This is a genomic window from Metabacillus bambusae, assembly GCF_017497975.1.
Taxonomy (GTDB): Bacteria; Bacillota; Bacilli; order Bacillales; family Bacillaceae; genus Metabacillus; species Metabacillus bambusae.
In genome coordinates this window covers 1-22,261 of sequence record NZ_JAGDEL010000002.1, presented here as the reverse complement: position 1 = coordinate 22,261, position 22,261 = coordinate 1, and the positions used below count along the sequence as shown (strand labels likewise).

Here is a 22,261-nt window from a genome sequence, read left to right as displayed (position 1 = left end):
AAAAAAGCAGCCTAAGTTTCGCTGCTTTTTTTATTCGCTCTGTTAAAGCTCACTGTTGTTTTTGGCACTTTGTTAATTGGAGCGGAAAGCGAATGCCTGCAGCGGAAATCAACTAGACTGCATTACTTGGTAAATAGCAACAAAGTTTGCGAAAGCAGCCTTTTATTAAATGTAAGAAGAACAGGTCCAATATAGTTTTTATTGATCAAATTGTATGAAAACTATCTACGTTTTATAGGCAGATTTGACAATGGATATCTCTTGAAAAAGGTATTAGTATTTATCTTATGAATAATAAGATTACATTTGAGGGGGGAGCGCGTGATTATATGAACCTTACTACAGAAAGAAAAGTGATGAAGATCCGTGATATTTGGGAAGCAAAAAAGCGGATTGCTCCTATTGTAAATAGAACACCATTAATTTATTCCGCTATTTTATCAGAAAAAATTAGTCGTTCCGTTTATTTAAAGCTTGAAAATGTTCATGAGGTTGGAGCATTTAAGGTCAGGGGAGCAGCGAATAAAATACTAAGCTTAAGTGATGAAGAAAAAAAACGTGGGGTCGCAACGTTTTCAACGGGTAACCATGGCATGGCTGTAGCATTTGTAGCAAAAAGGCTTGGAGTTAATGCTGTTGTCTGCATATCAAATCGGGTGCCAAAAGCAAAAGTCGAATCCTTAAAAAGGCTTGGAGCTCAAATTGAGATTGTTGGCGATAGTCAAGATGCAGCGGGTGAGCGCTGCTATGAACTCGAGAAACAGAAAGGATTAACGGTGATTCAGCCATTTGATGATCCTCATGTTATAGCAGGACAAGGAACAATTGGGTTAGAATTGCTAGAGGCTCTACCAAATTTAAAAGATGTAATTGTTCCACTTTCAGGAGGAGGTCTTCTTTCTGGGATTGGCTTGGCCTTGAAAGCAAATAATCCTGACATCAGAATTACAGGTGTCTCAATGGAACAATCTGCTGTCATGTATGAAAGTCTAAAAGCTGGCAAACCAGTAAAGTTGGAAGAAAGTGTGACACTTGCAGATAGTTTATTAGGTGGAATTGGTCTTGATAATCAATACACATTTCAAATGGTTCAACAGTATATGGATGATGTGTTGCTTATTTCTGAAGATGAAATTGCCTATAGTATGGCATATATGATGGACAAACATAGAATTATAATGGAGGGCGCTGCAGCGACAGGTATTGCGGCAGTTTTAGGAAACAAAATCCCTGATCAAGATGGTGATCTTGTAGTTATTATTAGTGGACATAATGTAGATCTTTCCATACTACTTCAATTAATTCAAAAATACACTGATGGAAATGAAGGGTGAAACGATGTCAAATCGCACTGGTATTGATCACGTAAGAATTGAAAGCGATTTCTTAGGTGCGAAGAAAGTACCAAAGGAAGCATACTATGGCATTCAAACATTACGAGCTACCCAAAACTTTCCAATTACAGGCTACCAGATTCACGAAGAGTTAATTAAAGCGTTAGCTATTGTTAAAAAGGCTGCAGCATTAGCCAATATGGATATAAAACGATTATATGTAGGACTTGGTGAGCCGATTATAGAAGCAGCAGATGAAATCATTGGAGGAAAGTGGCACGAGTATTTTATCGTCGATCCCATCCAGGGCGGTGCGGGTACATCGATGAATATGAATGTAAACGAGATAATTGCTAATCGTGCTTTAGAGTTACTTGGTAAAGAAAAAGGTGACTATGCACAACTAAGTCCAAATACCCATGTAAACATGTCGCAATCAACAAATGATGTATTTCCAACGGCTATCCATATTGCAACCCTTAATCTTCTTGAAAAATTAGAACATACAATGAAGGGAATGCTTGCTGTCTTTAAGAAAAAGGCAGATCAATTTGATCATGTGATAAAAATGGGAAGAACACATCTTCAAGATGCGGTACCTATTCGTCTTGGTCAGGAATTTGAAGCGTATAGCCGTGTGGTTGAACGTGATATTAAGCGTATTCAACAATCACGTCAGCATTTATATGAGGTAAATATGGGTGCAACTGCTGTTGGGACAGGACTTAATGCAGATCCTCGCTATATTAAACAGGTAATCAAACACTTGGTTGAAATTAGTGACTTGCCGCTTACAGGAGCGGAACACCTAGTGGATGCAACACAAAATACGGATGCCTACACAGAAGTTTCAGCTGCACTGAAAGTTTGCATGATGAATATGTCAAAAATAGCAAATGATATTCGTATTATGGCCTCTGGTCCACGGGCGGGGCTAGGTGAGCTTATTTTGCCAGCAAGGCAGCCAGGTTCGTCCATTATGCCGGGTAAAGTAAATCCGGTTATGCCTGAGATGATTAACCAGGTCGCTTTTCAAGTAATCGGGAACGATCATACAATTTGCTTGGCCTCTGAAGCGGGGCAGCTTGAATTAAATGTAATGGAGCCTGTACTTGTGTTTAATTTGCTTCAATCGATTAGCATCATGAACAATGCGTTCAGTGTTTTTACAAGTTACTGCTTAGAGGGAATTGAAGCAAATGAAAATCGTATGAAGTCATATGTAGAAAAAAGTGTAGGGATTATTACAGCGGTTAATCCTCATATTGGCTATGAAGTAGCAGCTCGTATTGCAAGAGAAGCAATTATAAATGGAAAATCTGTTCGAGAGCTCTGCTTGTTGTACGACGTGTTAACAGAGGAAGAACTTGAACTTATTTTAAACCCTTATGAAATGACAGAACCAGGCATTGCTGGGGGAGCTCTTTTTGATAGAGAATGAATCAACTTTGTATTTTAGCCACCCCTCATTAAGAGTAAATTACTATAGTAATAAAGTATAATTTGAGCAGAAAATTCAATTAATAGTGGACGATTTCTATTTAATATGTTTTTCTATAATTAGTAGTTTTAAATCGTTTTAATCTTTAGGTGGTCAGAGGGGGACAACATGAGATTAACAATAAATGATGTTTTAAATTACGAGATTATGAAAAATGCTAGAATGATAACGGGAAAAAATCATGTGAACGAACGATATGTTCAATGGATTTCTGTCATTGAAATGCCAGTTGAAAACTTTGTTCGTAAAAATGAGGTTGTTTTAACGACTGCGATTGGATGCAACAACGATGTCGAAGCATTAAAAACGTTTGTAAAAGATGTTATTGATTCTGAAGCATCAGCACTTATGATCGCTACGGGAAGGTATATATTCGATATTCCAACTGAAGTCATAGATTTAGCAGAAAAACATAATTTTATAATTATAGAACTACCATGGGAAATTCGTTTTGCAAGTATAATCGAAGAGGTTATGAAAGAGATTAACGATATTCAGTACAAAGAACGAAAAAAATCAGAGAAAGTACAGCAGGAGCTTTTAAAGTTAATTCTAAAAGAAACAGAACTTAACCATATCTCAAAATTTATCCAAAGGCATATTGGTTGTTCTATTATTATTACCGACCGAACTGGTACTATACAAGAAAAAAGCGGTCATACTCAAGATGTTATTAAAAAATGGAAGAATTACGTACTACAAGGAATCCTTCCAGCAAAAAAAGAAACATCCTTAGTAACGCGTGATCCAATGTTTCAGAAGTTTCAAATAGTTGAAATAGAAGGTCAGAAGATACTTCAGCTCCCCGTGTTGCAAGTTTTAGGGGACGCACAGGGCTATATTTTTGTACTATTACCTACTAACACATCTGTTGAAACCTATTTAACTCAGTATCGTGTGAACGTATTAGAGCATTCAGCAACAACAATAGCTCTTTGGCTTTCAAGGAAAAATGCGATCGAGGAAACGAAAATGCGTCTGCGCAGTGATTTTGTACAAGAGCTTGCTAAAGGAGAATTTCTTTCCTACGATCAGGCTGACTCAAGGGCAAAATTACTAGGATACAATATAAAACTTCCATACGTTTGCATTGTAGGACTTCCTGAAAACTTAGAGTTATTTTTTCGGAAGCGTAAGCGAGATTATGATTCATTTGAGCATTGGCTCGATAGTATGATTCGATATATCGAAGAAGAAATTTTTTATGCGGCACAATCTCTTAAACGAGAAGTAATGATGACATACCAAGGAGAACAGCTTTTAATTTTTCTTGAAATTCCTTGCAAAACGGAAAATGAAAACGCTACAAATTTTTTAGACTTAGTAGAACGACGTTTAGGAAATTTGCTACCAGAGGTTGTTATATCTTGGGGAATAGGAAACTACCGTGAAGGTTTTAAAGGATTTGCTGAAAGCTATCAACATGCAAACATTGCTTTAAAAATTGGTAGACGTAAAAAGGGGACAGGGCATCGTATGATGTATGAAAATACAAGAGTTGACCGCGTGCTCTTAAATCTAGCTCAGAATAACGAAATGAAAGAAGTTATTATGTCAACTATTGAACCACTTGTCCATTATGACGATCAGCGTAATATGGATTTAATCGGTACAATTAGTGCCTATAACAAGTTTCATGGCAATGTAAGCCAAACGGCAAGGTCTTTGAATCTACATAGACAGTCATTGTTATATCGCTTAAGAAAAATTGAATCATTGACAGGACTTTCACTTATTGATCCAGATGATTTATTTTTATTGGATTTGAGCATAAAGACTTGGAAAATGGGAGCATCGGAAAAAATAGTACATCAATGAAAATTTCGGAGGTAGAAACATATGGTGAATAAAGGGACAGATCTTGTTAAACGTGGTATGGCTGAAATGCAAAAAGGTGGCGTTATCATGGACGTTATCAATGCAGAACAGGCAAAAATCGCTGAAGAAGCGGGTGCAGTTGCTGTTATGGCACTTGAACGTGTGCCAGCTGATATTCGTGCTGCAGGTGGAGTAGCACGTATGGCAGATCCAACGATTATTGAGGAAGTTATGAAAGCTGTGTCCATTCCGGTAATGGCAAAGGCTCGTATTGGGCATATTGTCGAAGCTCGTGTATTGGAAGCTCTTGGCGTTGATTATATTGATGAAAGTGAAGTTTTAACACCAGCAGATGAAGAATATCATCTTGATAAACGTAAATACGTTGTACCGTTTGTATGTGGTGCCCGAAATCTTGGCGAGGCATTGAGACGTATAGGTGAAGGGGCATCTATGCTGCGAACAAAAGGTGAGCCAGGAACAGGAAATATTGTTGAAGCAGTCCGTCATATGCGTCTTATCCAATCACAAATTCGTCAAGTTGCTAATATGAGTCATGATGAATTAATGACAAAAGCGAAAGATTTACAGGCACCATTTGAACTTTTACTTCAAATTAGAGAAACAGGCCGACTACCTGTTGTAAACTTCGCAGCCGGTGGAGTTGCAACACCAGCTGATGCTGCATTGATGATGGAACTTGGTTCTGACGGAGTCTTTGTAGGATCAGGAATCTTTAAATCAGAAGACCCAGAAAAATTTGCAAAAGCAATTGTAGAAGCAACGACCCATTACCAAGACTATGAGCTTATTTCTCAAATCTCAAAAGGGCTTGGCAATCCGATGAAAGGGATTGAAATATCCACTTTAGATCGAACAGAACTCATGCAAGAGCGCGGCTGGTAATCTATCATACAAGTTGTAAAAAAATAGACCAACATAAAAAATCCTGTAACGAAGGATCTTTATGATGGTCTATTTTGATTTTGGGAAGAAGTATCATTTCTTTTCACTACGCTCGCGTCGATAATGGTGATTGTCCCGTCAATTTAGTGTTGCGTCCCGTCAATTATGGATTTTATCACGTCAAATTCTCATGAAGTCGCGTCAAACTACAACATCGTCCCGTCAAATTGATCTCTCGTCTCCTTAACTCTCATCTATCCCGTCAATTTAGTCCACGTCCTGAGCATTTTCATACAAATTAACACCTTTTTGATAATTTGACTACAAACTTATTAGAATCTTCATACATATTTGCAGATGATAGATTTTTCACTCAGCTACTATAATGAACTCATAAAGTTATTATTCAAAAAACTAAAATGTTGTTGAACTAGGAGGGAATGTTCCCATGTCATTTGGAACAGCAGAGTATAAAGAGAGAATTCGTAAAACAAAAGAGAGAATGGCAGAACAAGGGATTGAAGTATTACTTATTACAGATCCAGCTAATATGAACTATTTATCCGGTTATGATGGTTGGTCTTTTTATGTACATCAAATGTTAGTGATTATCAATGACGAAGATCAACCGATTTGGATCGGAAGAACCCAGGATGCAAACGGAGCTAAAGTAACAACTTGGCTTTATCACGAAAACATCATTCCTTACCCAGAAGATTATGTTCAATCAGATACAAAACACCCAATGGATTTTGTAGCCGATATTTTAAAACAAATTGGCCAAGATAACCGTTCCGTCGGTGTTGAGATGGAAAACTATTATTTCACTGCAAAATGTTATCAACAGCTGCAAAAAGGATTACCAAATGCTAAATTTCAGGATGCAACTCTCTTAGTAAACTGGGTTCGTATTGTAAAGTCCAATACAGAGATTGAGTATATGAAGCGAGCAGCGTTAATCGTTGAAAAAGCGATGATGGATGGGATTGGGTTAATCAATGAAGGTGTTCGTGAATGTGATGTCGCTGCGAAAATTTTACATACACAAGTCACTGGAACAACAGAGTTCGGAGGCGATTATCCAGCGATTATGCCACTGCTTCCATCTGGAGAGAAAACATCAACTCCTCACTTAACGTGGACAGATGAACGCTATAAACAAGGAGATACAGTTATTTTAGAATTAGCCGGTTGTTATAAACGCTACCACTCACCACTAGCAAGAACAGTAAATATCGGTAAACCTAACGATGGAATAAAAGCGCTTTCAGATGTTGTTGTCGAAGGATTAAACGCTTGCCTTGACATGATTAAGCCAGGCATCGTGTGTGAAGAAATTGAAGAGACTTGGAGAAAAACAATCGCAAAAAGCGGCATTATAAAAGAATCGCGACTTGGTTATGCAATGGGACTTAATTATCCACCTGACTGGGGCGAACATACAGCGAGTATCAGAAAAGGAGATAAAACGATTCTTCAGCCGAATATGACATTCCATCTTATTCCAGGTATTTGGTTAGATAAATACGGATTTGAAGCGAGTGAAGCATTAAGAGTAACAGAAACTGGCTGTGAAACGTTTGCAAATCTTCCAAGAGAGTTGTTTATCAAGGATGGGATTTTAACAAAAAACTAGAAATCGTTAAAGGAGGTGAAGCAGAACCGTGCTTATATTTACTGAGCAGGAGCTTAAACAATATGTGAAATTAAATCAAGAAGCAATCACCGTTGTGGAGGAAGGATTTACAAAACTAGCAAACAATGAAGTAGAAATGCCCCCGATTATGCGTGTTGATGTTCACGATCAAAATGGTGAAGTAGACGTAAAAACAGCATATGTCAAAGGCAAAGACATGTTTGCGATTAAAGTTTCTTCTGGCTTCTTTCATAACTATAAGCTTGGTCTTCCAAGTGGGAACGGGCTTATGATGTTGATTAGTAGCCAAACAGGTATTCCACAGGCGCTTCTTTTAGATAATGGTTATTTAACTGAAGTTAGAACAGCTGCTGCGGGAGCGATTGCTGCTAACTATCTTTCACGGGAAAAGATTGAAACAGTTGGGGTGATTGGAGCTGGTAGTCAAGCAAGATTCCAGGTCAAAGCATTAAAACTAGTACGAGATTTTAAGAAAATCCTTGTGTATGCTCGTTCAATTGAACGTGCAAAAAAATACGCAGAAGACATGGCTGCAGAAATTGGCATTGAAGTTCAAGTGGTAGACAGTGCCGAACAGATTGTTCGAAACAGTGATCTAGTCATAACGACAACGCCAGCAAAAGAGCCGATTGTCAAAGCAGAATGGCTGCATCCAGGCCTTCACATAACTGCAATGGGATCTGACGCTGAACATAAGCAAGAGTTAGAAGCTGAAGTACTAGCACGAGCTGATAAGCTTGTGTGTGACACGAAAGCACAATGTGCACGACTTGGAGAATTGCATCACGCCTTAACTAGTGGTGTAGTAACAAACGAATCGTCCATTATTGAACTCGGTCAATTAACAGCAAAAGAGTTGAAAGGCCGTGAAAATGAAGATCAAATTACTGTTGCTGATTTAACTGGAACAGGGGTGCAAGATACAGCGATCGCACTGTTTGCTTACAATGAAATGGTCAAACGTAATTTAGGATTAAACGTTGAAAATAAGACATTATCATTAAAAAACGAAAGAGGAGTGGTCATATGACAAACGAAAACATTAAAGTAGGTACGAAAGCAGTATGGGCAGGAGAAAAAGAATATTTAGTACATGGTGCAACACAAGTACCGGTCGTTCTAAGTGTAGCCTACAACTATGATGATATGGATGAGTGGTATGATGTTGCGATTGGAAAGAAAAAAGGCCATATTTATGGGCGTAACACTAATCCAACTGTTCAAGCATTTGAAGATAAATTAAAAATTCTAGAAGGTGCAGAAGCAGCAACAAGCTTTTCAACAGGAATGGCTGCAATCAGCAACACATTGTCTACATTTTTATTACCTGGTGATCGTATTGTATCCATTAAAGATACATACGGTGGCACGAATAAAATCTTTACTGAGTTCCTTCCTCGTCAACAAATTGATGTTGTTCTTTGTGAAACAGGAAACCATGAAGCAATTGAAGCAGAAGTGGCAAAAGGTTGTAAGATTTTATACTTGGAAACACCAACAAATCCAACAGTTAAAATTACTGACATTGAGCGCATGGCAAAAGCTGGACGTGATGCAGGAGCACTTGTCATTGTTGACAATACATTCGGGACCCCAATCAACCAAAACCCGCTTTCTTTAGGAGTAGATTTAGTGATTCATAGTGCAACGAAATTCCTTGGTGGTCATGCAGATGCACTGGGCGGTGTTGTGTGCGGCTCACATGAACTTGTTGAAAAGATTTATCATTTCCGTGAAATTAATGGGGCGACTATGGATCCAATGGCAGCGTACTTAACATTACGTGGGATGAAAACACTTCACCTTCGTGTGCGCCAGCAATGTGCTAATGCGATGGCACTTGCAAAATACTTACAAACAAAAGAAATGGTGGAAGCTGTTTACTATCCAGGGCTTGAAACACATCCACATCATGATATTGCAAAAAAACAAATGAAGGATTTCGGTGGAATGCTTAGTTTTGCAGTAAAGGGTGGAGTAGATACAGTAAGAGATCTTCTACCCAAATTACAATTTGCAAACCGTGCAGCAAATCTAGGAGCTGTTGAAACAACAGTAGGACCTGCTCGTACGACTAGCCATGTTGAATGTACACCAGAAGAGCGTGCGGCAATGGGAATTCCAGAAGGACTCATTCGCGTATCTTGCGGAATTGAGGATATTGAGGATTTACTTGCAGACTTTGAACAAGCATTTAATCACGTTGAGAGTACTTTGCAAGTAAAATAGATGACTAGTTTCTATGAGGTGAATGGTGAATGTTAAATGAGCATCCTATGGTTATACAAGGAAGTAGCTTGTTTAATCAACTTATTGAATGGCGTCGTACGTTTCATCAACATCCCGAGCTCAGCTTTCAGGAGTTCGGGACCTCTCAAATTGTTGCTGAAACGTTAGAAAAGCTGGACGGAATGAAGGTGGAAAGAGGGATCGGTGTTAAAACAAGTGTAGTCGGCACATTAACTTCGGGTGAAGGACCAACAATTGCGATCAGAGCAGACATCGATGCCCTTCCGATTCATGAAGAAAATACAACTAATTATCGCTCAAGACTCGCTGGTGTAATGCATGCATGTGGTCATGACGCACATACTGCTATTTTACTAGGTGCCGCTACTATACTAACTGATCAGTTTAATAGAGGTGAAATAAAAGGAACAATTAAATTCGTCTTTCAACCTGCAGAGGAAAGTACAGATGAGCACGGACTTTCTGGATCCCCTTATATGGTGCAGGCAGGCGTATATGACAAAGTTGATGCTGCTATTGCGCTTCATATGTGTCCGTGGCTGCCAGTTGGTGAAGTGCAAATGAATGATGGGTACAGTATGGCAAATGTGGATGTGTTTGAAGCAAAAATATACGGAACAGGCGGTCATGGAGCCTATCCAGAACTTGGTACAGACCCGATATGGATGCTTGGACCTGTTATGCAAGCACTACACGGGATTGTTGCCCGGAAAGTCTCTGCTTTAGATCCAGCAGTTGTTAGCATAGGTCAAATCCATGCAGGAACAGCAAGTAATATCATCCCGACAGAGGTATTGATTGAAGGCACGATTCGAAGCTATTCACCCGAAATTCGTGATGTATTAGCATCGGAATTAAGGAAAGCGTTTTCAATTGTTGATCACCTAGGTGGTGGATATTCACTGGATATTGAAAGAGGAGAACCTGCCCTAAATAATAGTCCACTAGTTAATCACTTGATTAGAGAAGCTATGTTTGAGATCTATCCTGAAATTCAGATCACGCAACGTCCATTTGGACTTGGTGGAGAAGACTTCGGCTATGTAACACAGAAACTTCCAGGCTCTATGTTTTTTCTAGGGTGTGCACCAAAAGATGGAGTGCAAAGAGATTTGCATACACCGATTTTTGATATTGATGAGACTTGCTTGCCAATAGGGGCAGTGATCCTCGCACAAACTGCTATTAAGTTTTTAAACGGTGAAGGAAACTTACCGATCAATCATAATTTGGAGGTGCAAACAAATGGCGCATAAACTAGCATTTATAGGATTTGGTGTAGTAGGTCAAGGGTTAGCCGAAATCCTACGTGATAAAAAGGAAATATTAAAACAAGGTGAAGATTTTGAAGCTGTTATCGTAGCAATTTCCGATTTAATGAAAGGCTCAATCTATCATCCAAATGGACTTGATATCGAAACGGCTTTACAAGTATTGAAAGAAACTGGTAATTTAGAAAACTATCCACAGACACCTGGGCTTGTGACTGGTTGGGATAGTCTCAAAACAATTCGTGATACAAACGCGGATACTATTATTGAGGTTTCATACACAGATGTAAAAACAGGTCAACCAGCAATCAATCATTGTAAAGCTGCATTTGAGAGTGGAAAAAATGTTGTAATGACAAACAAGGGCCCTGTTGCGCTAGCTTACAAAGAACTATCTGAAATTGCCGATAAAAATGGTGTTTATTGGGGATTTGAAGGAACAGTTATGAGTGGTACACCTGCATTACGAATGCCGATTACGACATTAGCTGGCAATGAGATTACAGAAATACGCGGGATTTTAAATGGTACAACAAACTACATCTTAACAAAGATGGAAACAGAAGGTGTCTCTTACGAGGAGGCACTAAAAGAAGCACAGGAGCTGGGATATGCAGAAGCGGATCCTACTAGTGATGTAGAAGGCTATGATGCAAGATATAAGATTGTTATTTTATCAAACTATGTCATGAATGCACCACTAACAGTAGAAGAAGTATCTTGCAAAGGGATTACTGACATTACCTTAAAAGATATTGAAGAGGCAAAAGCAGAAGGAAAGCGTTGGAAGCTATTAGCCAAGGCTCGTAAAGAAGGCAACGAAGTCATTGCTTCAATTGCTCCAGAAAAGGTTGATGTTACTGATCCTCTTGCCTCAATCAGCGGTGCTACGAACGCAATTACGTACGAATGTGATCTTTTAGGCACTGTAACTTTAAGTGGTGCAGGTGCCGGAAAAGTTGAAACAGGTTTTTCCCTCTTAATTGACTTAATCACCATTGATCGTGAAAAACAATTAGTAAAAATCTAATAATGGAAAGGCGGTAATAATATGACAGCTCAACTTACAGGTCAAAAGATGTTTCTCGCAGGTAATTGGGTAAAATGTGATCGGATGATTGAGGTTCGTGACCCTCAGGATAACAGCATCATCGATACTGTACCCGCGGCTTCAGCAGAAGATATGATGACATGCATTGAAGAAGCGAAAGAAGGAGCTAAAATCGCTGCTTCAATGCCTGTACATGAACGTATGCAAATAATTAACGCGGCAGCGGATTATATCGAGAAGCATACTGAAAAGTACGCGCGAACGATCACAAGAGAAGGTAGTAAAACAATTCGCGAAGCCACGAAGGAAGTGGCAAGATGTATCCAAACTCTTCGTATAAGTGCAGAAGAAGCAAGACGGATTCATGGTGAGACGATTCCGTTTGATCAAATGCCTGGAAGTGAAAATCGAGTCGGGTATTATTATCGTTTTCCAATCGGTATTATTGGTGCCATTACACCGTTCAATGATCCATTAAATCTTGTGGCACATAAAGTAGGGCCGGCAATTGCATCTGGAAATGCGATTATCGTAAAGCCGGCAACTGTCACACCATTAAGTGCTCTTTTACTTGCTGAAGCATTTGCTGAAGCTGGGCTTCCTTCAAAAGTGTTATCTGTCATAACTGGTTATGGAAATGAGATTGGCGATGTACTAGTAACACATCCTGCGATTCGAATGATTTCATTTACTGGTGGTCTTGAGGCCGGAGAGGAAATTGCTCGTAAGGCAGGCTTAAAAAAGCTTAGCATGGAGCTAGGATCCAACTCTCCCGTTATTGTATTGGAGGATGCTGATTTAGAGGATGCAGTTGAATCAACGGTTTCTGGAGCTTTTTGGGCGGCTGGTCAAAACTGTTTAGGTGTCCAGAGAATTTATGTACAAGAAAGCATTATGGGTGCTTTCCAACAAGCGTTCGTTCATTGCACAAAGCAATATCAAGTTGGTGATAAACAATCAGAGCTAACCGATATGGGACCGCTTATTTCGGAAAAAGAAGCGATTCGTGTTGAAAATATGGTTAATGAAGCAATTGGAAAAGGCGCTGTGCTATTAACAGGTGGAGAACGTAATGGAGCTTTCTACTCACCAACTGTGTTAACAAATGTTCCTGATCATTGCGTAATTGCAAAAGAAGAAATCTTTGGTCCAGTTGTTCTACTTTATGCAGTTGCAGATCTTGATTCAGCAATCCAAAAGTCAAATGATGTTGATTATGGCTTACAAGCAGGTGTTTTCACAAATGATGTAAGAAAAGCTTATAAGGCAATTGCTAAGATGGATGTAGGCGGGATCATGATTAATGATAGCAGCGACTACCGAATAGATGCTATGCCATTCGGTGGTACGAAGAAATCAGGACTTGGTCGTGAAGGGATCAAATTTGCAATTGAGGAAATGACAGAACAGAAGGTTGTTTGTTTTAAACTTTCTTCATGTTAATTACTATGTCCTATTAATGAATTGAGAGGGAAGATGCCAATTGTGCATGATTCCCTTTCAAACCGGTAAATATTCTGAATATTCACAATGCGAAAACAGACATCAGATAGTCAATTTGAGTATTCATTACAATGGCTCCTTTTTAGATAAAAACTGATAAAGGGTGGTTTATTTGAGGAAAACCAAAGAACGAATATCTTTTAACAATCCAGTTTTTAAAATATCGGCGATTGTCGTTGTCCTTTTTGCGATTTGGGGAGCCTTCTCTCCTGCAAGCTTTTCTAAATATGCTTCTGCTGTCTCGGGGTTTATAAACGATTCATTTGGTTGGTTTTATTTAGCATCTGTTGCAGGCTTTGTAGCGTTTTGTTTATTTCTAGCTTTTAGTAAGTATGGCAACATAAAACTTGGACAGGAAAATGAGAAGCCTGAGTTTTCTTTTTTTGCTTGGATCAGTATGTTGTTTGCCGCTGGGTTTGGTGCAGGAATTGTTTTTTGGGGTGTAGCTGAGCCGTTAACTCATTTTGCTAACCCTCCTTTAGAAGGTATTGAACCTCAATCTGCTGAAGCGGCTCGTGTCGCGATGCGTTACTCCTTTTTTAACTGGGGATTCCATCAATGGTCTGTTTTTACGATCGTTGGATTAGCACTTGCCTATTTTCAATTCCGTAAAAAAAGTAAATTGCTTGTAAGTGAAACGCTTAATGGTGTCAACATGAAAAAAAGGAGTATAAAAAAGACTGTTAACATTCTCGCTATCATTGCAACAGTAACAGGGGTTGCTACATCAATGGGGATGGGAGTTTTGCAAATTAATGCTGGACTGAATTATGTGTTTTCTATTCCAAACAGTACATGGCTGCCACTTTTGATTATTGGCGTAATGTTTTTGTTATACATGACATCAGCGATAACTGGACTGGATAAAGGAATAAAATTTTTAAGTAACACGAATATGGTATTAGTCATTGGATTTATGCTGTTTTTCCTATTTAAAGGCCCGACAGTTTTTATTTTAGAAAGCTTTGTTCTGGCAGTTGGTGATTATCTACACCATTTTATCGAAATGAGCTTTTTCTTAACACCTTACACAGGTGATAAGTGGGTACATGATTGGACTGTTTTTTATTGGGCATGGGTTATCACATGGTCGCCATTCGTTGGTTCGTTTGTTGCTCGAATATCGAGAGGAAGAACGATTCGAGAGTTTGTCATTGGCGTATTGATTATCCCTCCTGTCATTGCATTTATGTGGATGGCCATTTTCGGCGGAACAGGGTTATATATGGATTTGTTTCAAAATACAGCGCTTTCAGAAGCGGTTACGAAGGATGTTGCAACAGCTATATTTGTTTTCTTACAACAGTTTCCACTTTACGGCTTACTTTCAGTACTAATGCTTGCGCTTATTATGATTTTCCTTATCACATCAGTAGACTCGACCGTTTACGTACTTGGAATTATGTCATCTGATGGTAATGAAAATCCGTCAAACGCTGTAAAAGCCGTCTGGGGAGTTTTAATTGCTGCAATTACAGCAGTATTAATTGTGAGCAGTGGATTAGAAGGATTGCAATCAGTAGCATTAATTGCTGCACTTCCATTTACAGTAATCATGATTTTGATCAGTATATCACTTTTTAAATCCTTGTATCTTGAACAAAAAGCTAATAAACAAGATATTAGCGAAATAACACCGCAAAGGAAAGCCCAATAAGGGGTTAAGAATAGTTTGATATCGACCGTTATGATAAGGAATACTACAAACAAAGAAAAGTGAGTGTATTGCCTTTTCTCCGTGGTAGTATTCCTTTTCAATTGAATTAAATAATATTCCAACTTGTACATTGGTTATTTAAATAAATTGTTATAATGAAAGGCTCTTTGGTAAAAATTGTTGTTTTTTTATAGTTTCTTGAACAAAACCGTTTTAGGTTGATTGGAACGGAAGTTAACCTCCCCAATACTTGTTATTTAGCAACAAAGTTTGCGAAAACAGCCTATTGAAAAAAACATACTGAGTTTGATAATAATGAACGAGCACGTGAAAGTGTTGTGATCGTTGAAAATAGAAGAGGTTGATTGCATAAAAATAGCTTAAGAAGAGGAAAAAAGATTAATAGTTAGAAATTCTCTATAAATAGTTATTTTGAATCCTATTACCATACATAAATGTTTTGTGATGCCACACTAGGATTTTTAATTATTCTTATTCAATTCATTTAAATTTTTTAATTCATTGTGATTATTATCCCAGCCTACATGAACTTTTCCTATACCATTACAATTAGAACACTTCTTTTTAATAATAGAGAAGAAATGATCACGAATATATCCTTCTCCTTTACAAGATCTGCATATTTTAATAAATGACATAAAAAGCCACCCCCTTATATTGGATTCCAAATTATAAGATTTTTTTGAGTTTTATGAAGAAATAGGAGTAGGGTGATGGCAGTTAAATTCCGAAACATTTTTTTCACTATGACTTAATCTTTCAGTTGCACCAAATCTTGTTTAGAAGCAACACGAAAAATCATTTCCAACGTTATCTCATCTTCTCTAATTCCCTTAGCTTTGCAAACACTTTCTTGAAATGATTTATTATATTCAATCATCATTAATAAATCATTTATATCTGCAACCCCAAAAACCTCTTTTACGATATCTCCGTATTTTAGTTGTGAACCAGTCGCGAATTTAATGATACCTGCCTCAGGATTTTCTAAATAGTAGATCGTTTCTACATTGAGTTCCAATAGTAACATCCTTTCAAAAAAGTATTTTAACCCATTCTTAAACGGGCGGTAAGACCATATGGAATGAAGTCTCACTTTATTTTATATCTGGTCCAGACTGGATATGTGGGCTGGAATAATAGATTGACAAGTTTATTTCACATACTTCTTCAGTATGATTTTGATAAACCTGATAAACATCAGAAGAGAAGGACATTGCGTCGCCTTTATTTAAAGTAATAGCACTATCTTCCCCAATTTCGATGGTCAAAATGCCGGAATGGACAGTTAACGATTTAAGTACGCCTATCCCAGTAGGGGCGGAAATATACTTACATCCTGGCAACATGCGAATTCGAAAAATTTCTAATGGAATTCCAGGAGAAGCAAACGTATTATATGTTTCAAATAAACCGTTATCTTCTTTAAAGAAAGGTTGTTCATCTTCCTTAAGGATCTTTATAGAAGGATCTCTTATAAGAAAGGAAGCAAACGGTATCTGTAACCCAGCAGCTATTTTCCATAATATTGCAACGGTTGGATTAGAACTTCCACGTTCAATTTGTCCGAGCATTGGTTTGCTAACACCAGTTAGTTCAGCAAGATCATCTAAAGATAATTGGCGTTGTTGACGGTAAAAACGTAAACGCTGACCAATTTGATTAGATAGAAAGTTTTTATCCATAAAAGACTCCTAAAAATGTATGTTATATTAATGTGTTAAATATATTATAACATATTTTATTGAAATTCGTTTTCTGAATATTTTGTTTAAAAGCTTGAAAGGTTGGTATTGTGTGTTATATGATATAGAAATATTATTATAACATACGAAATGGGTACAGTTTTTACCAGATAGCTCCCATCAGTACGAGATTAATTATTTGAATATTTTTAATTTTATCAACCTACGAAAAAGGAAGGGACTTTTTTATGAATTACTCATTTGCAGAACAAACAAAAAACTTTAAATCATCTGCTGTTAGAGATATTCTTGCTGTTATTCAACAAGGTAATGTGATTTCATTTGCAGGAGGATTACCTTCTGAAGAATCATTTCCTTTGAAGGAAGTTCAAATAGCCTATGAAAAAGTCTTTGCATCAGGAAAATCGTCTTTACAATATGGACTAACCGAAGGATATAAGCCATTAAGAGAAGCGATAAAAACTAAAATGGAAGGAAAAGGAGTGAATACACCTCTTGAAAACATGTTGATTACAACAGGTTCACAACAAGCAATTGATTTATTTTCAAGAGTGATTCTCTCAACTGGTGATGTCGTATTAACGGAAGATCCTACTTACCTATCAGCTTTACAGGTTTTTAGATCATATGGGGCAAATGTAGTTGCGGTCAACAGTGATGAACACGGAATGGAGTTTGGGGATTTGGAAGCAAAAATTAAAACTTACCAGCCAAAATTCATTTATATTATCCCTACTTTCTCAAATCCAGAAGGTAAGGTTTGGAGTACGGAACGTCGCCAACAACTTTTAGAGCTTTGCTATAAATATGATGTACTCGTTTTAGAAGACGATCCTTATGGTGATATTAAATTTCATGACGAGGAAGAATATCCATCAGTTGCGTCATTTGATCACGGCCAAAGCCATGTAGTGTATACGAGCACTTTCTCAAAGTCAGTTGTTCCAGCATTGCGAACAGGCTGGGTAACAGGGCCTTCACCAATCATAAAAATGATGACACAGGCTAAGCAGATGGCAGATTTGCATTCAAGTTCGATTGATCAGCAGGCACTTTATTTTTTGTTACGTGACTTTAATCTTGAAGGACATATACAACATTTGAGAAGTGAATATTATCATCGAATGACGATTATGAGAGACTATTTAAATAAGTTAGAGCCAGGAGTGTTTACTTGGAAAGAGCCAAAGGGTGGAATGTTTTTATGGGTTGAAGGACAGGAGCATCTAAATACACCAACTTTGCTCAAGAGTGCGGTAGAAAAAGGTGTTGCCTTTGTTCCTGGAGCACCTTTCTATGTTGATAAACCAAAGTACAATACATTCCGCTTAAACTTTAGCCATTCCACACCTGAAAAAATTAAATTAGGAATGGACCGTTTAGTAGATGTCTTACTAAGTCCGATAACGGTCTAAGAATTATCCCCACCACTCTAACATATATTTAAAATATATGCTTAAGGCGGGAGGTGGGGAAAGTGTATGCGCGCTTGGTGGTTTTTAACTTAGGAAATGGAAAAAGACGGACTGCAGAAGAATTAACAAAGCAATTGGATTCCGAGACTAGAAAATTAAGGGGCTTTAGAGGCAGTGTCTACTTTTTTGACGATCGTGCCAGCGAATATAGAGCATTAAATTATTGGGATACAAAAAGTCATGCAGAAGATGCCAACAATGTGATGCTTCCTAAATTAGAAAAAGATCTTGGAAAAATGAGCGAGAAAAAGCCTATAGTGAAACTTTTTGAAGTATTTGATCCTGCAGATAACGAAGGATTAATATTTTCCCATATTAATATTTAATTTGGATATCTCTAATAAAAAGGAAGAACTTAAATTTCAGTTCATCCTTTTTATATTGTTCGAATGAGATAAGATGATAAAGTTCCTCTTTCTAAATAGTGATCAAATCCTAGCAGTTACTTACTGTTAGAGTTCAATTTTTAACAATTTATCATCATTTTTCTGTGGCGTACCTCGGCCATCTCGATTATTTGTTATCGTATATAATTGTGAATTCTCAATGTAAACATCACGCATTCGCCCACTATTTTCATGCAGGATGTTCACAGACTTAGTTGATAAATCAAAGCTTCGAATTTTCGAATCACGCAGGGTTGCTATGTAAAGCTTCCCATTATGATAGTCAATACCAGAAGGTGCCCACGTGTTTTCACCAGTGTGATAAATAGGTTTTACCATACCAGGTTCTTCTTCATCTCCTTGTATAACTGGCCATCCATAGTTTTGTCCTGGCTTAATAAGATTGATTTCATCATGTGCGCTCTGGCCATGCTCAGAACTATATAGATTTCCTTCATCATCCCATGCTAATCCTTGGGGATTTCTGTGCCCATATGAATAAACATAGGAATTTTCAAAAGGATTGTCATCAGGTATGGTCCCGTCTAGATTCATACGAAGGATTTTTCCTGCCAGACTATTTTTGGCTTGTGACAAATCAGGATTCCCAGAATCTCCCGTTGTAACATAAAGCATTCCATCTGGTCCAATTCTCATTCTGCCCCCATTATGAATTCTGCCACCTGGAATTCCTTCTAATAAGACTTTTGTTTCTGTCCACTTATCTCCTTCTTTTTGAAGAGCAATAACTCGATTTTTAGTTGCCGAATCCTCTTTATATGTATAATAGGCAAAGGCCTGCCCGGAGGATTCAAAATCAGGTGCTAGCACTAAACCAAGCAAGCCTCCTTCACCCTCATGAAGAATATCTTTTGTAACCGATAATTCTTGTTTTTTTATTAGGCCTGTTTCAAGATTTGTTTCAATCATTTTACCCTCGCGCTGACTTATGAAAAATGTTCCACCTTTTTTTGTTATTGTCCAAGGTATGTGTAAGTTGGTTGCTAAAACTTCTACTGGAGTAGCAATAGTTTCTTCAGCCTCTAGTTTCACTTGTTTATCAGAGTCATTACTATTTTGTGTTGTATCCCCAAAAGAACATCCTGTAACGAATAACAAAAGCATAAGCGTTTTTATCCCTTTATACATAGCATGTCGTCTCCAATCGTTGGAAATTATTTGTAATAATAGTAACAATTTTCGCGAGGAGAATCAAAAAAATGAGATAGCCGAGTGCACAAATACGTACATCGACTATCTCATGTCTAAGAATCATTTTCGCCAGTCTCACTAACCTTCTCAATCTTATCAACAAACATTTGATATACTTTTCGTTTTTCTTCTAATTCCTTTATGTACAGTTTAAGCTCTTCGTATTTTTCTACAAATGGTATTTGATAAGTTGTTTTAATACTATTAATAATTTCGTCATTGATTGTAGATTGAATGACTTGCTTGGTTATGCCAGATTTATATGAATAGAGTTGAAGATCACATTTGACCCTTTCGTATTCTTCATCAATTTCTATTTTTTGTGATAGCATCTCTTCTTTCCATTCCAGTAAAGCATCCTTAACAACAGACTCCAATTTTACCCCTCCTAAGTAGCGATTAAATTAAACCATTCTTATGCATAGAGTTTCGTTTTATGTATCTAATAAACTATTGATAATCGTCTCCTTTTTTATGGGGGTAACTCCACTATGAAACACAATATCCAAGTTCCGATCAGGTAAAGGTTAACCGGTTATGGATATTAATTTCCAAAATTAAAACAGTTTTTTACCAGCGGAAAAACAGTTCACGTTTCTTTAGATTATCAATACCTATTACAATTCTCCCTCTTTTACCAAATGAGGAATGCTTACATAGGGATTAAGTATGGAATCATAAATCAAGAGAATATATTTTACAGTATTATTGTACGAAAATTCATAATATTAATGCTAGAGAGAATAGGACATGTTACAATGATAATGACATATATTCCATAATTATCCTTATAGTACCCAAAGGATTTTTGTGCTTCATAAAAAAACTAGCCTTACCAGTCATCTAATTACTGTGTAGGGCTATTTTTGTAAAAAGGAGGTGATAATTGTGTTGGAGTGGTTAGAGCTTCTCATCAAATTGTTAGTTGCTGCTGCCACGCTTTTCTCTTCCATCACACTAGGGTTAAAAAATATCGATGACTTAAAAAGAAAAACAAAAAAGAAAAGACGCTTCCCATAGAGGAAACGCCAAAACAAAGTGCTTACGAATAAATTATAATACAAAACTTAACAAAAAATGAGGAAAAATTTAAAAAATTGAAAATATTTATTATTGGTACTAAAGGATAAGTGGAATTATGTCGCCTTAATTATATTTAAAGGAGGAATCACAATGAGTAAAGTAGGTCTGGTCCCTTATACCATTCAAACAGTATTAAAAGACACAAAGGTTATTCCACCAGGTGTTGAGCTAATCAATGCACCTTCTGCTTGGAAGCAAGGGTATTCTGGTGATGGAATGGTCATTTCTGTACTTGATACAGGCTGTGATTCCACCCATTCTGAACTTAGAAATCAAATTATTGATGGGTACAATTTTACAACAGATGATAACGGAGATTCTAAAAATTTTGAGGATTATAACGGACATGGCACACATGTATGTGGAACAATTTGTGCAGAAGAAAATGATGAGGGTGTCATCGGCGTTGCACCAAAAGCAAAGGTTCTCGTCTTGAAAGTGTTAGCAGGTCAAGGGTATGGAGAGACAAAATGGGTCACAGAAGGTGTCCGCTATGCAACAAAGTGGATTGGACCAGATGGTGAACGAGTACGAGTTATCTCTATGTCATTAGGAGGAAGTGAAGATAGCCCAGAGCTTCATAAGGCAATTCAAGAAGCGATCGATGAAAATATTCTTGTCGTTTGTGCTGCAGGTAATGAAGGCGATGGGAAAAACGAGACAGATGAATTTGCATATCCTGGTGCATATCCAGAAGTTGTACAAGTTGGATCAGTCAATCTACAGAAGGAGATTTCGGAGTTTAGCAATACAAATAAAGTAATTGATCTTGTTGCCCCAGGTGAAGAAATTCTTTCAACCTATTTAAACAACGAATTTGCTGTGTTATCAGGAACATCGATGGCAACACCACATGTTTCTGCAGCAGCAGTTCTCATTATTGAACAAAGTGAGAAAGAATTTGAGCGTCCGCTAACAGAGGCTGAGATTTATGCCCAGCTTATTAAAAAAACCGATTCCCTAGATTATAGTCGACGCTTTCAAGGGAATGGAATTCTAAATTTAGCATCGGGTTCAGTCACCCCATCAGAGAATCATCCTTTAACATCCGCAAAATAAACTTTAAGTAAGGTGGGACGATCCTTATCAAACTAAGGATCAATTACACTTTCCCTACACAGAAGGCACTAAATAGCTACAACATTCAAAATCGATATATAAGAACATCTATAACCAAGTTAATGATTATGGCACTTTGTTGATTGGAACGGATCCGTGAGACTCCTGCGGGAGGCTCACGGACCGCCCGCGGAAATCACAACCAAGTTTAACAAAGCCAATAAAAAAGAGAGGATAGAGGCGATGAAGTGACCCCATAAAGTGAGACAAGGAAAAAACACCTCCTGAGTCGTATTTAATCAATATGATTCTAGCGGAGGTGTTTTTCTTATGGGTACAAGAATCCCTTATCCAGAGGAAATTAAATGGAA

Annotated in this window: 20 protein-coding genes; 15 read left to right on the top strand and 5 right to left on the bottom strand. The window is 37.6% G+C overall.

Going from position 1 to position 22,261, the window contains the following annotated elements:
- Nucleotides 1-329 precede the first annotated feature (329 nt).
- From eutB to I7822_RS02735, 11 genes are all read left to right on the top strand, one after another.
- Complete coding sequence (gene eutB / locus I7822_RS02785; protein ID WP_207975267.1) at nt 330-1,334, top strand: hydroxyectoine utilization dehydratase EutB; 1,005 nt, start codon at nt 330-332, stop codon at nt 1,332-1,334.
- A gap of 4 nt (nt 1,335-1,338) precedes the next feature.
- Entirely contained in the window at nt 1,339-2,775 is a 1,437-nt protein-coding gene (aspA, locus tag I7822_RS02780; RefSeq protein WP_243459233.1) for an aspartate ammonia-lyase, read from the top strand.
- 168 nt (nt 2,776-2,943) lie between these two features.
- Complete coding sequence (locus I7822_RS02775; RefSeq protein ID WP_207975265.1) at nt 2,944-4,653, top strand: PucR family transcriptional regulator; 1,710 nt, start codon at nt 2,944-2,946, stop codon at nt 4,651-4,653.
- Between the two features lie 21 nt (nt 4,654-4,674).
- Nucleotides 4,675-5,559 (top strand): pyridoxal 5'-phosphate synthase lyase subunit PdxS, encoded by an 885-nt coding sequence (pdxS, locus tag I7822_RS02770; RefSeq protein ID WP_207975264.1) that lies wholly within the window; start codon nt 4,675-4,677, stop codon nt 5,557-5,559.
- A gap of 448 nt (nt 5,560-6,007) precedes the next feature.
- Nucleotides 6,008-7,195, top strand: a complete 1,188-nt coding sequence (locus I7822_RS02765) for a M24 family metallopeptidase (protein WP_207975263.1) — start codon at nt 6,008-6,010, stop codon at nt 7,193-7,195.
- A gap of 28 nt (nt 7,196-7,223) precedes the next feature.
- Complete coding sequence (locus I7822_RS02760; RefSeq protein WP_207975262.1) at nt 7,224-8,246, top strand: cyclodeaminase; 1,023 nt, start codon at nt 7,224-7,226, stop codon at nt 8,244-8,246.
- The gene (locus I7822_RS02755; RefSeq protein WP_207975261.1) at nt 8,243-9,445 is read left to right on the top strand and encodes a cystathionine gamma-synthase family protein; all 1,203 of its coding nucleotides are present in this window, start codon (nt 8,243-8,245) and stop codon (nt 9,443-9,445) included. Before I7822_RS02760 ends, I7822_RS02755 begins: the two co-directional genes overlap by 4 nt.
- 29 nt (nt 9,446-9,474) lie before the next feature.
- Nucleotides 9,475-10,722, top strand: coding sequence for a M20 metallopeptidase family protein (locus tag I7822_RS02750; RefSeq protein ID WP_207975260.1), 1,248 nt, complete (start codon nt 9,475-9,477; stop codon nt 10,720-10,722).
- Complete coding sequence (locus I7822_RS02745; RefSeq protein ID WP_207975259.1) at nt 10,712-11,767, top strand: homoserine dehydrogenase; 1,056 nt, start codon at nt 10,712-10,714, stop codon at nt 11,765-11,767. The genes I7822_RS02750 and I7822_RS02745 overlap by 11 nt, the downstream gene beginning before the upstream one ends.
- Before the next feature lie 21 nt (nt 11,768-11,788).
- On the top strand, nt 11,789-13,231 hold the full coding sequence (locus I7822_RS02740; protein ID WP_207975258.1) for an aldehyde dehydrogenase family protein: 1,443 nt from the start codon (nt 11,789-11,791) through the stop codon (nt 13,229-13,231).
- 172 nt (nt 13,232-13,403) lie between these two features.
- Nucleotides 13,404-14,948 carry a BCCT family transporter gene (locus I7822_RS02735; RefSeq protein WP_207975257.1) on the top strand — a complete coding sequence of 515 codons (1,545 nt, stop codon included), beginning with the start codon at nt 13,404-13,406 and terminating at the stop codon, nt 14,946-14,948.
- Between the two features lie 482 nt (nt 14,949-15,430).
- Here I7822_RS02735 and I7822_RS02730 read toward each other — a convergent pair whose 3' ends face one another.
- The 3 genes from I7822_RS02730 to I7822_RS02720 form a co-directional block, all read right to left on the bottom strand.
- Entirely contained in the window at nt 15,431-15,607 is a 177-nt protein-coding gene (locus tag I7822_RS02730) for a hypothetical protein (RefSeq protein WP_207975256.1), read from the bottom strand.
- A gap of 113 nt (nt 15,608-15,720) precedes the next feature.
- Nucleotides 15,721-15,990, bottom strand: coding sequence for a hypothetical protein (locus I7822_RS02725; RefSeq protein WP_207975255.1), 270 nt, complete (start codon nt 15,988-15,990; stop codon nt 15,721-15,723).
- 76 nt (nt 15,991-16,066) lie between these two features.
- Nucleotides 16,067-16,654, bottom strand: coding sequence for a helix-turn-helix domain-containing protein (locus I7822_RS02720; protein WP_207975254.1), 588 nt, complete (start codon nt 16,652-16,654; stop codon nt 16,067-16,069).
- Nucleotides 16,655-16,902: 248 nt separating this feature from the next.
- Here I7822_RS02720 and I7822_RS02715 point away from each other — a divergent pair, with 248 nt between their 5' ends.
- Together I7822_RS02715 and I7822_RS02710 are read left to right on the top strand one after the other, a co-directional pair.
- Nucleotides 16,903-18,090: an aminotransferase-like domain-containing protein gene (locus tag I7822_RS02715; protein ID WP_207975253.1), complete on the top strand. Its 1,188-nt coding sequence runs from the start codon at nt 16,903-16,905 to the stop codon at nt 18,088-18,090.
- Nucleotides 18,091-18,152: 62 nt separating this feature from the next.
- Nucleotides 18,153-18,476: a hypothetical protein gene (locus I7822_RS02710; RefSeq protein ID WP_207975252.1), complete on the top strand. Its 324-nt coding sequence runs from the start codon at nt 18,153-18,155 to the stop codon at nt 18,474-18,476.
- Nucleotides 18,477-18,602: 126 nt separating this feature from the next.
- On the opposite strand, the gene I7822_RS02705 is transcribed toward I7822_RS02710, so the two are convergent.
- Together I7822_RS02705 and I7822_RS02700 are read right to left on the bottom strand one after the other, a co-directional pair.
- Complete coding sequence (locus I7822_RS02705; RefSeq protein ID WP_207975251.1) at nt 18,603-19,685, bottom strand: PQQ-dependent sugar dehydrogenase; 1,083 nt, start codon at nt 19,683-19,685, stop codon at nt 18,603-18,605.
- A gap of 116 nt (nt 19,686-19,801) precedes the next feature.
- Nucleotides 19,802-20,125 carry a hypothetical protein gene (locus tag I7822_RS02700; RefSeq protein WP_207975250.1) on the bottom strand — a complete coding sequence of 108 codons (324 nt, stop codon included), beginning with the start codon at nt 20,123-20,125 and terminating at the stop codon, nt 19,802-19,804.
- Nucleotides 20,126-20,636: 511 nt separating this feature from the next.
- On the opposite strand from I7822_RS02700, the gene I7822_RS30140 reads away from it, so the two are divergent.
- Together I7822_RS30140 and I7822_RS02695 are read left to right on the top strand one after the other, a co-directional pair.
- Nucleotides 20,637-20,768, top strand: coding sequence for a hypothetical protein (locus tag I7822_RS30140; RefSeq protein WP_260445654.1), 132 nt, complete (start codon nt 20,637-20,639; stop codon nt 20,766-20,768).
- Nucleotides 20,769-20,921: 153 nt separating this feature from the next.
- The gene (locus I7822_RS02695) at nt 20,922-21,890 is read left to right on the top strand and encodes a S8 family peptidase (RefSeq protein WP_207975249.1); all 969 of its coding nucleotides are present in this window, start codon (nt 20,922-20,924) and stop codon (nt 21,888-21,890) included.
- Nucleotides 21,891-22,261: the final 371 nt, after the last annotated feature.

What these genes read in the sequence shown, in the direction of transcription:
- eutB (WP_207975267.1), top strand. Translation starts at nt 330, where the DNA reads ATGAACCTTACTACAGAAAGAAAAGTGATGAAGATCCGTGATATTTGG.
- aspA (WP_243459233.1), top strand. Translation starts at nt 1,339, where the DNA reads ATGTCAAATCGCACTGGTATTGATCACGTAAGAATTGAAAGCGATTTC.
- I7822_RS02775 (WP_207975265.1), top strand. Translation starts at nt 2,944, where the DNA reads ATGAGATTAACAATAAATGATGTTTTAAATTACGAGATTATGAAAAAT.
- pdxS (WP_207975264.1), top strand. Translation starts at nt 4,675, where the DNA reads ATGGTGAATAAAGGGACAGATCTTGTTAAACGTGGTATGGCTGAAATG.
- I7822_RS02765 (WP_207975263.1), top strand. Translation starts at nt 6,008, where the DNA reads ATGTCATTTGGAACAGCAGAGTATAAAGAGAGAATTCGTAAAACAAAA.
- I7822_RS02755 (WP_207975261.1), top strand. Translation starts at nt 8,243, where the DNA reads ATGACAAACGAAAACATTAAAGTAGGTACGAAAGCAGTATGGGCAGGA.
- I7822_RS02750 (WP_207975260.1), top strand. Translation starts at nt 9,475, where the DNA reads ATGTTAAATGAGCATCCTATGGTTATACAAGGAAGTAGCTTGTTTAAT.
- I7822_RS02745 (WP_207975259.1), top strand. Translation starts at nt 10,712, where the DNA reads ATGGCGCATAAACTAGCATTTATAGGATTTGGTGTAGTAGGTCAAGGG.
- I7822_RS02740 (WP_207975258.1), top strand. Translation starts at nt 11,789, where the DNA reads ATGACAGCTCAACTTACAGGTCAAAAGATGTTTCTCGCAGGTAATTGG.
- I7822_RS02730 (WP_207975256.1), bottom strand. Translation starts at nt 15,607, where the DNA reads ATGTCATTTATTAAAATATGCAGATCTTGTAAAGGAGAAGGATATATT.
- I7822_RS02720 (WP_207975254.1), bottom strand. Translation starts at nt 16,654, where the DNA reads ATGGATAAAAACTTTCTATCTAATCAAATTGGTCAGCGTTTACGTTTT.
- I7822_RS02715 (WP_207975253.1), top strand. Translation starts at nt 16,903, where the DNA reads ATGAATTACTCATTTGCAGAACAAACAAAAAACTTTAAATCATCTGCT.
- I7822_RS02705 (WP_207975251.1), bottom strand. Translation starts at nt 19,685, where the DNA reads ATGTATAAAGGGATAAAAACGCTTATGCTTTTGTTATTCGTTACAGGA.
- I7822_RS02695 (WP_207975249.1), top strand. Translation starts at nt 20,922, where the DNA reads ATGAGTAAAGTAGGTCTGGTCCCTTATACCATTCAAACAGTATTAAAA.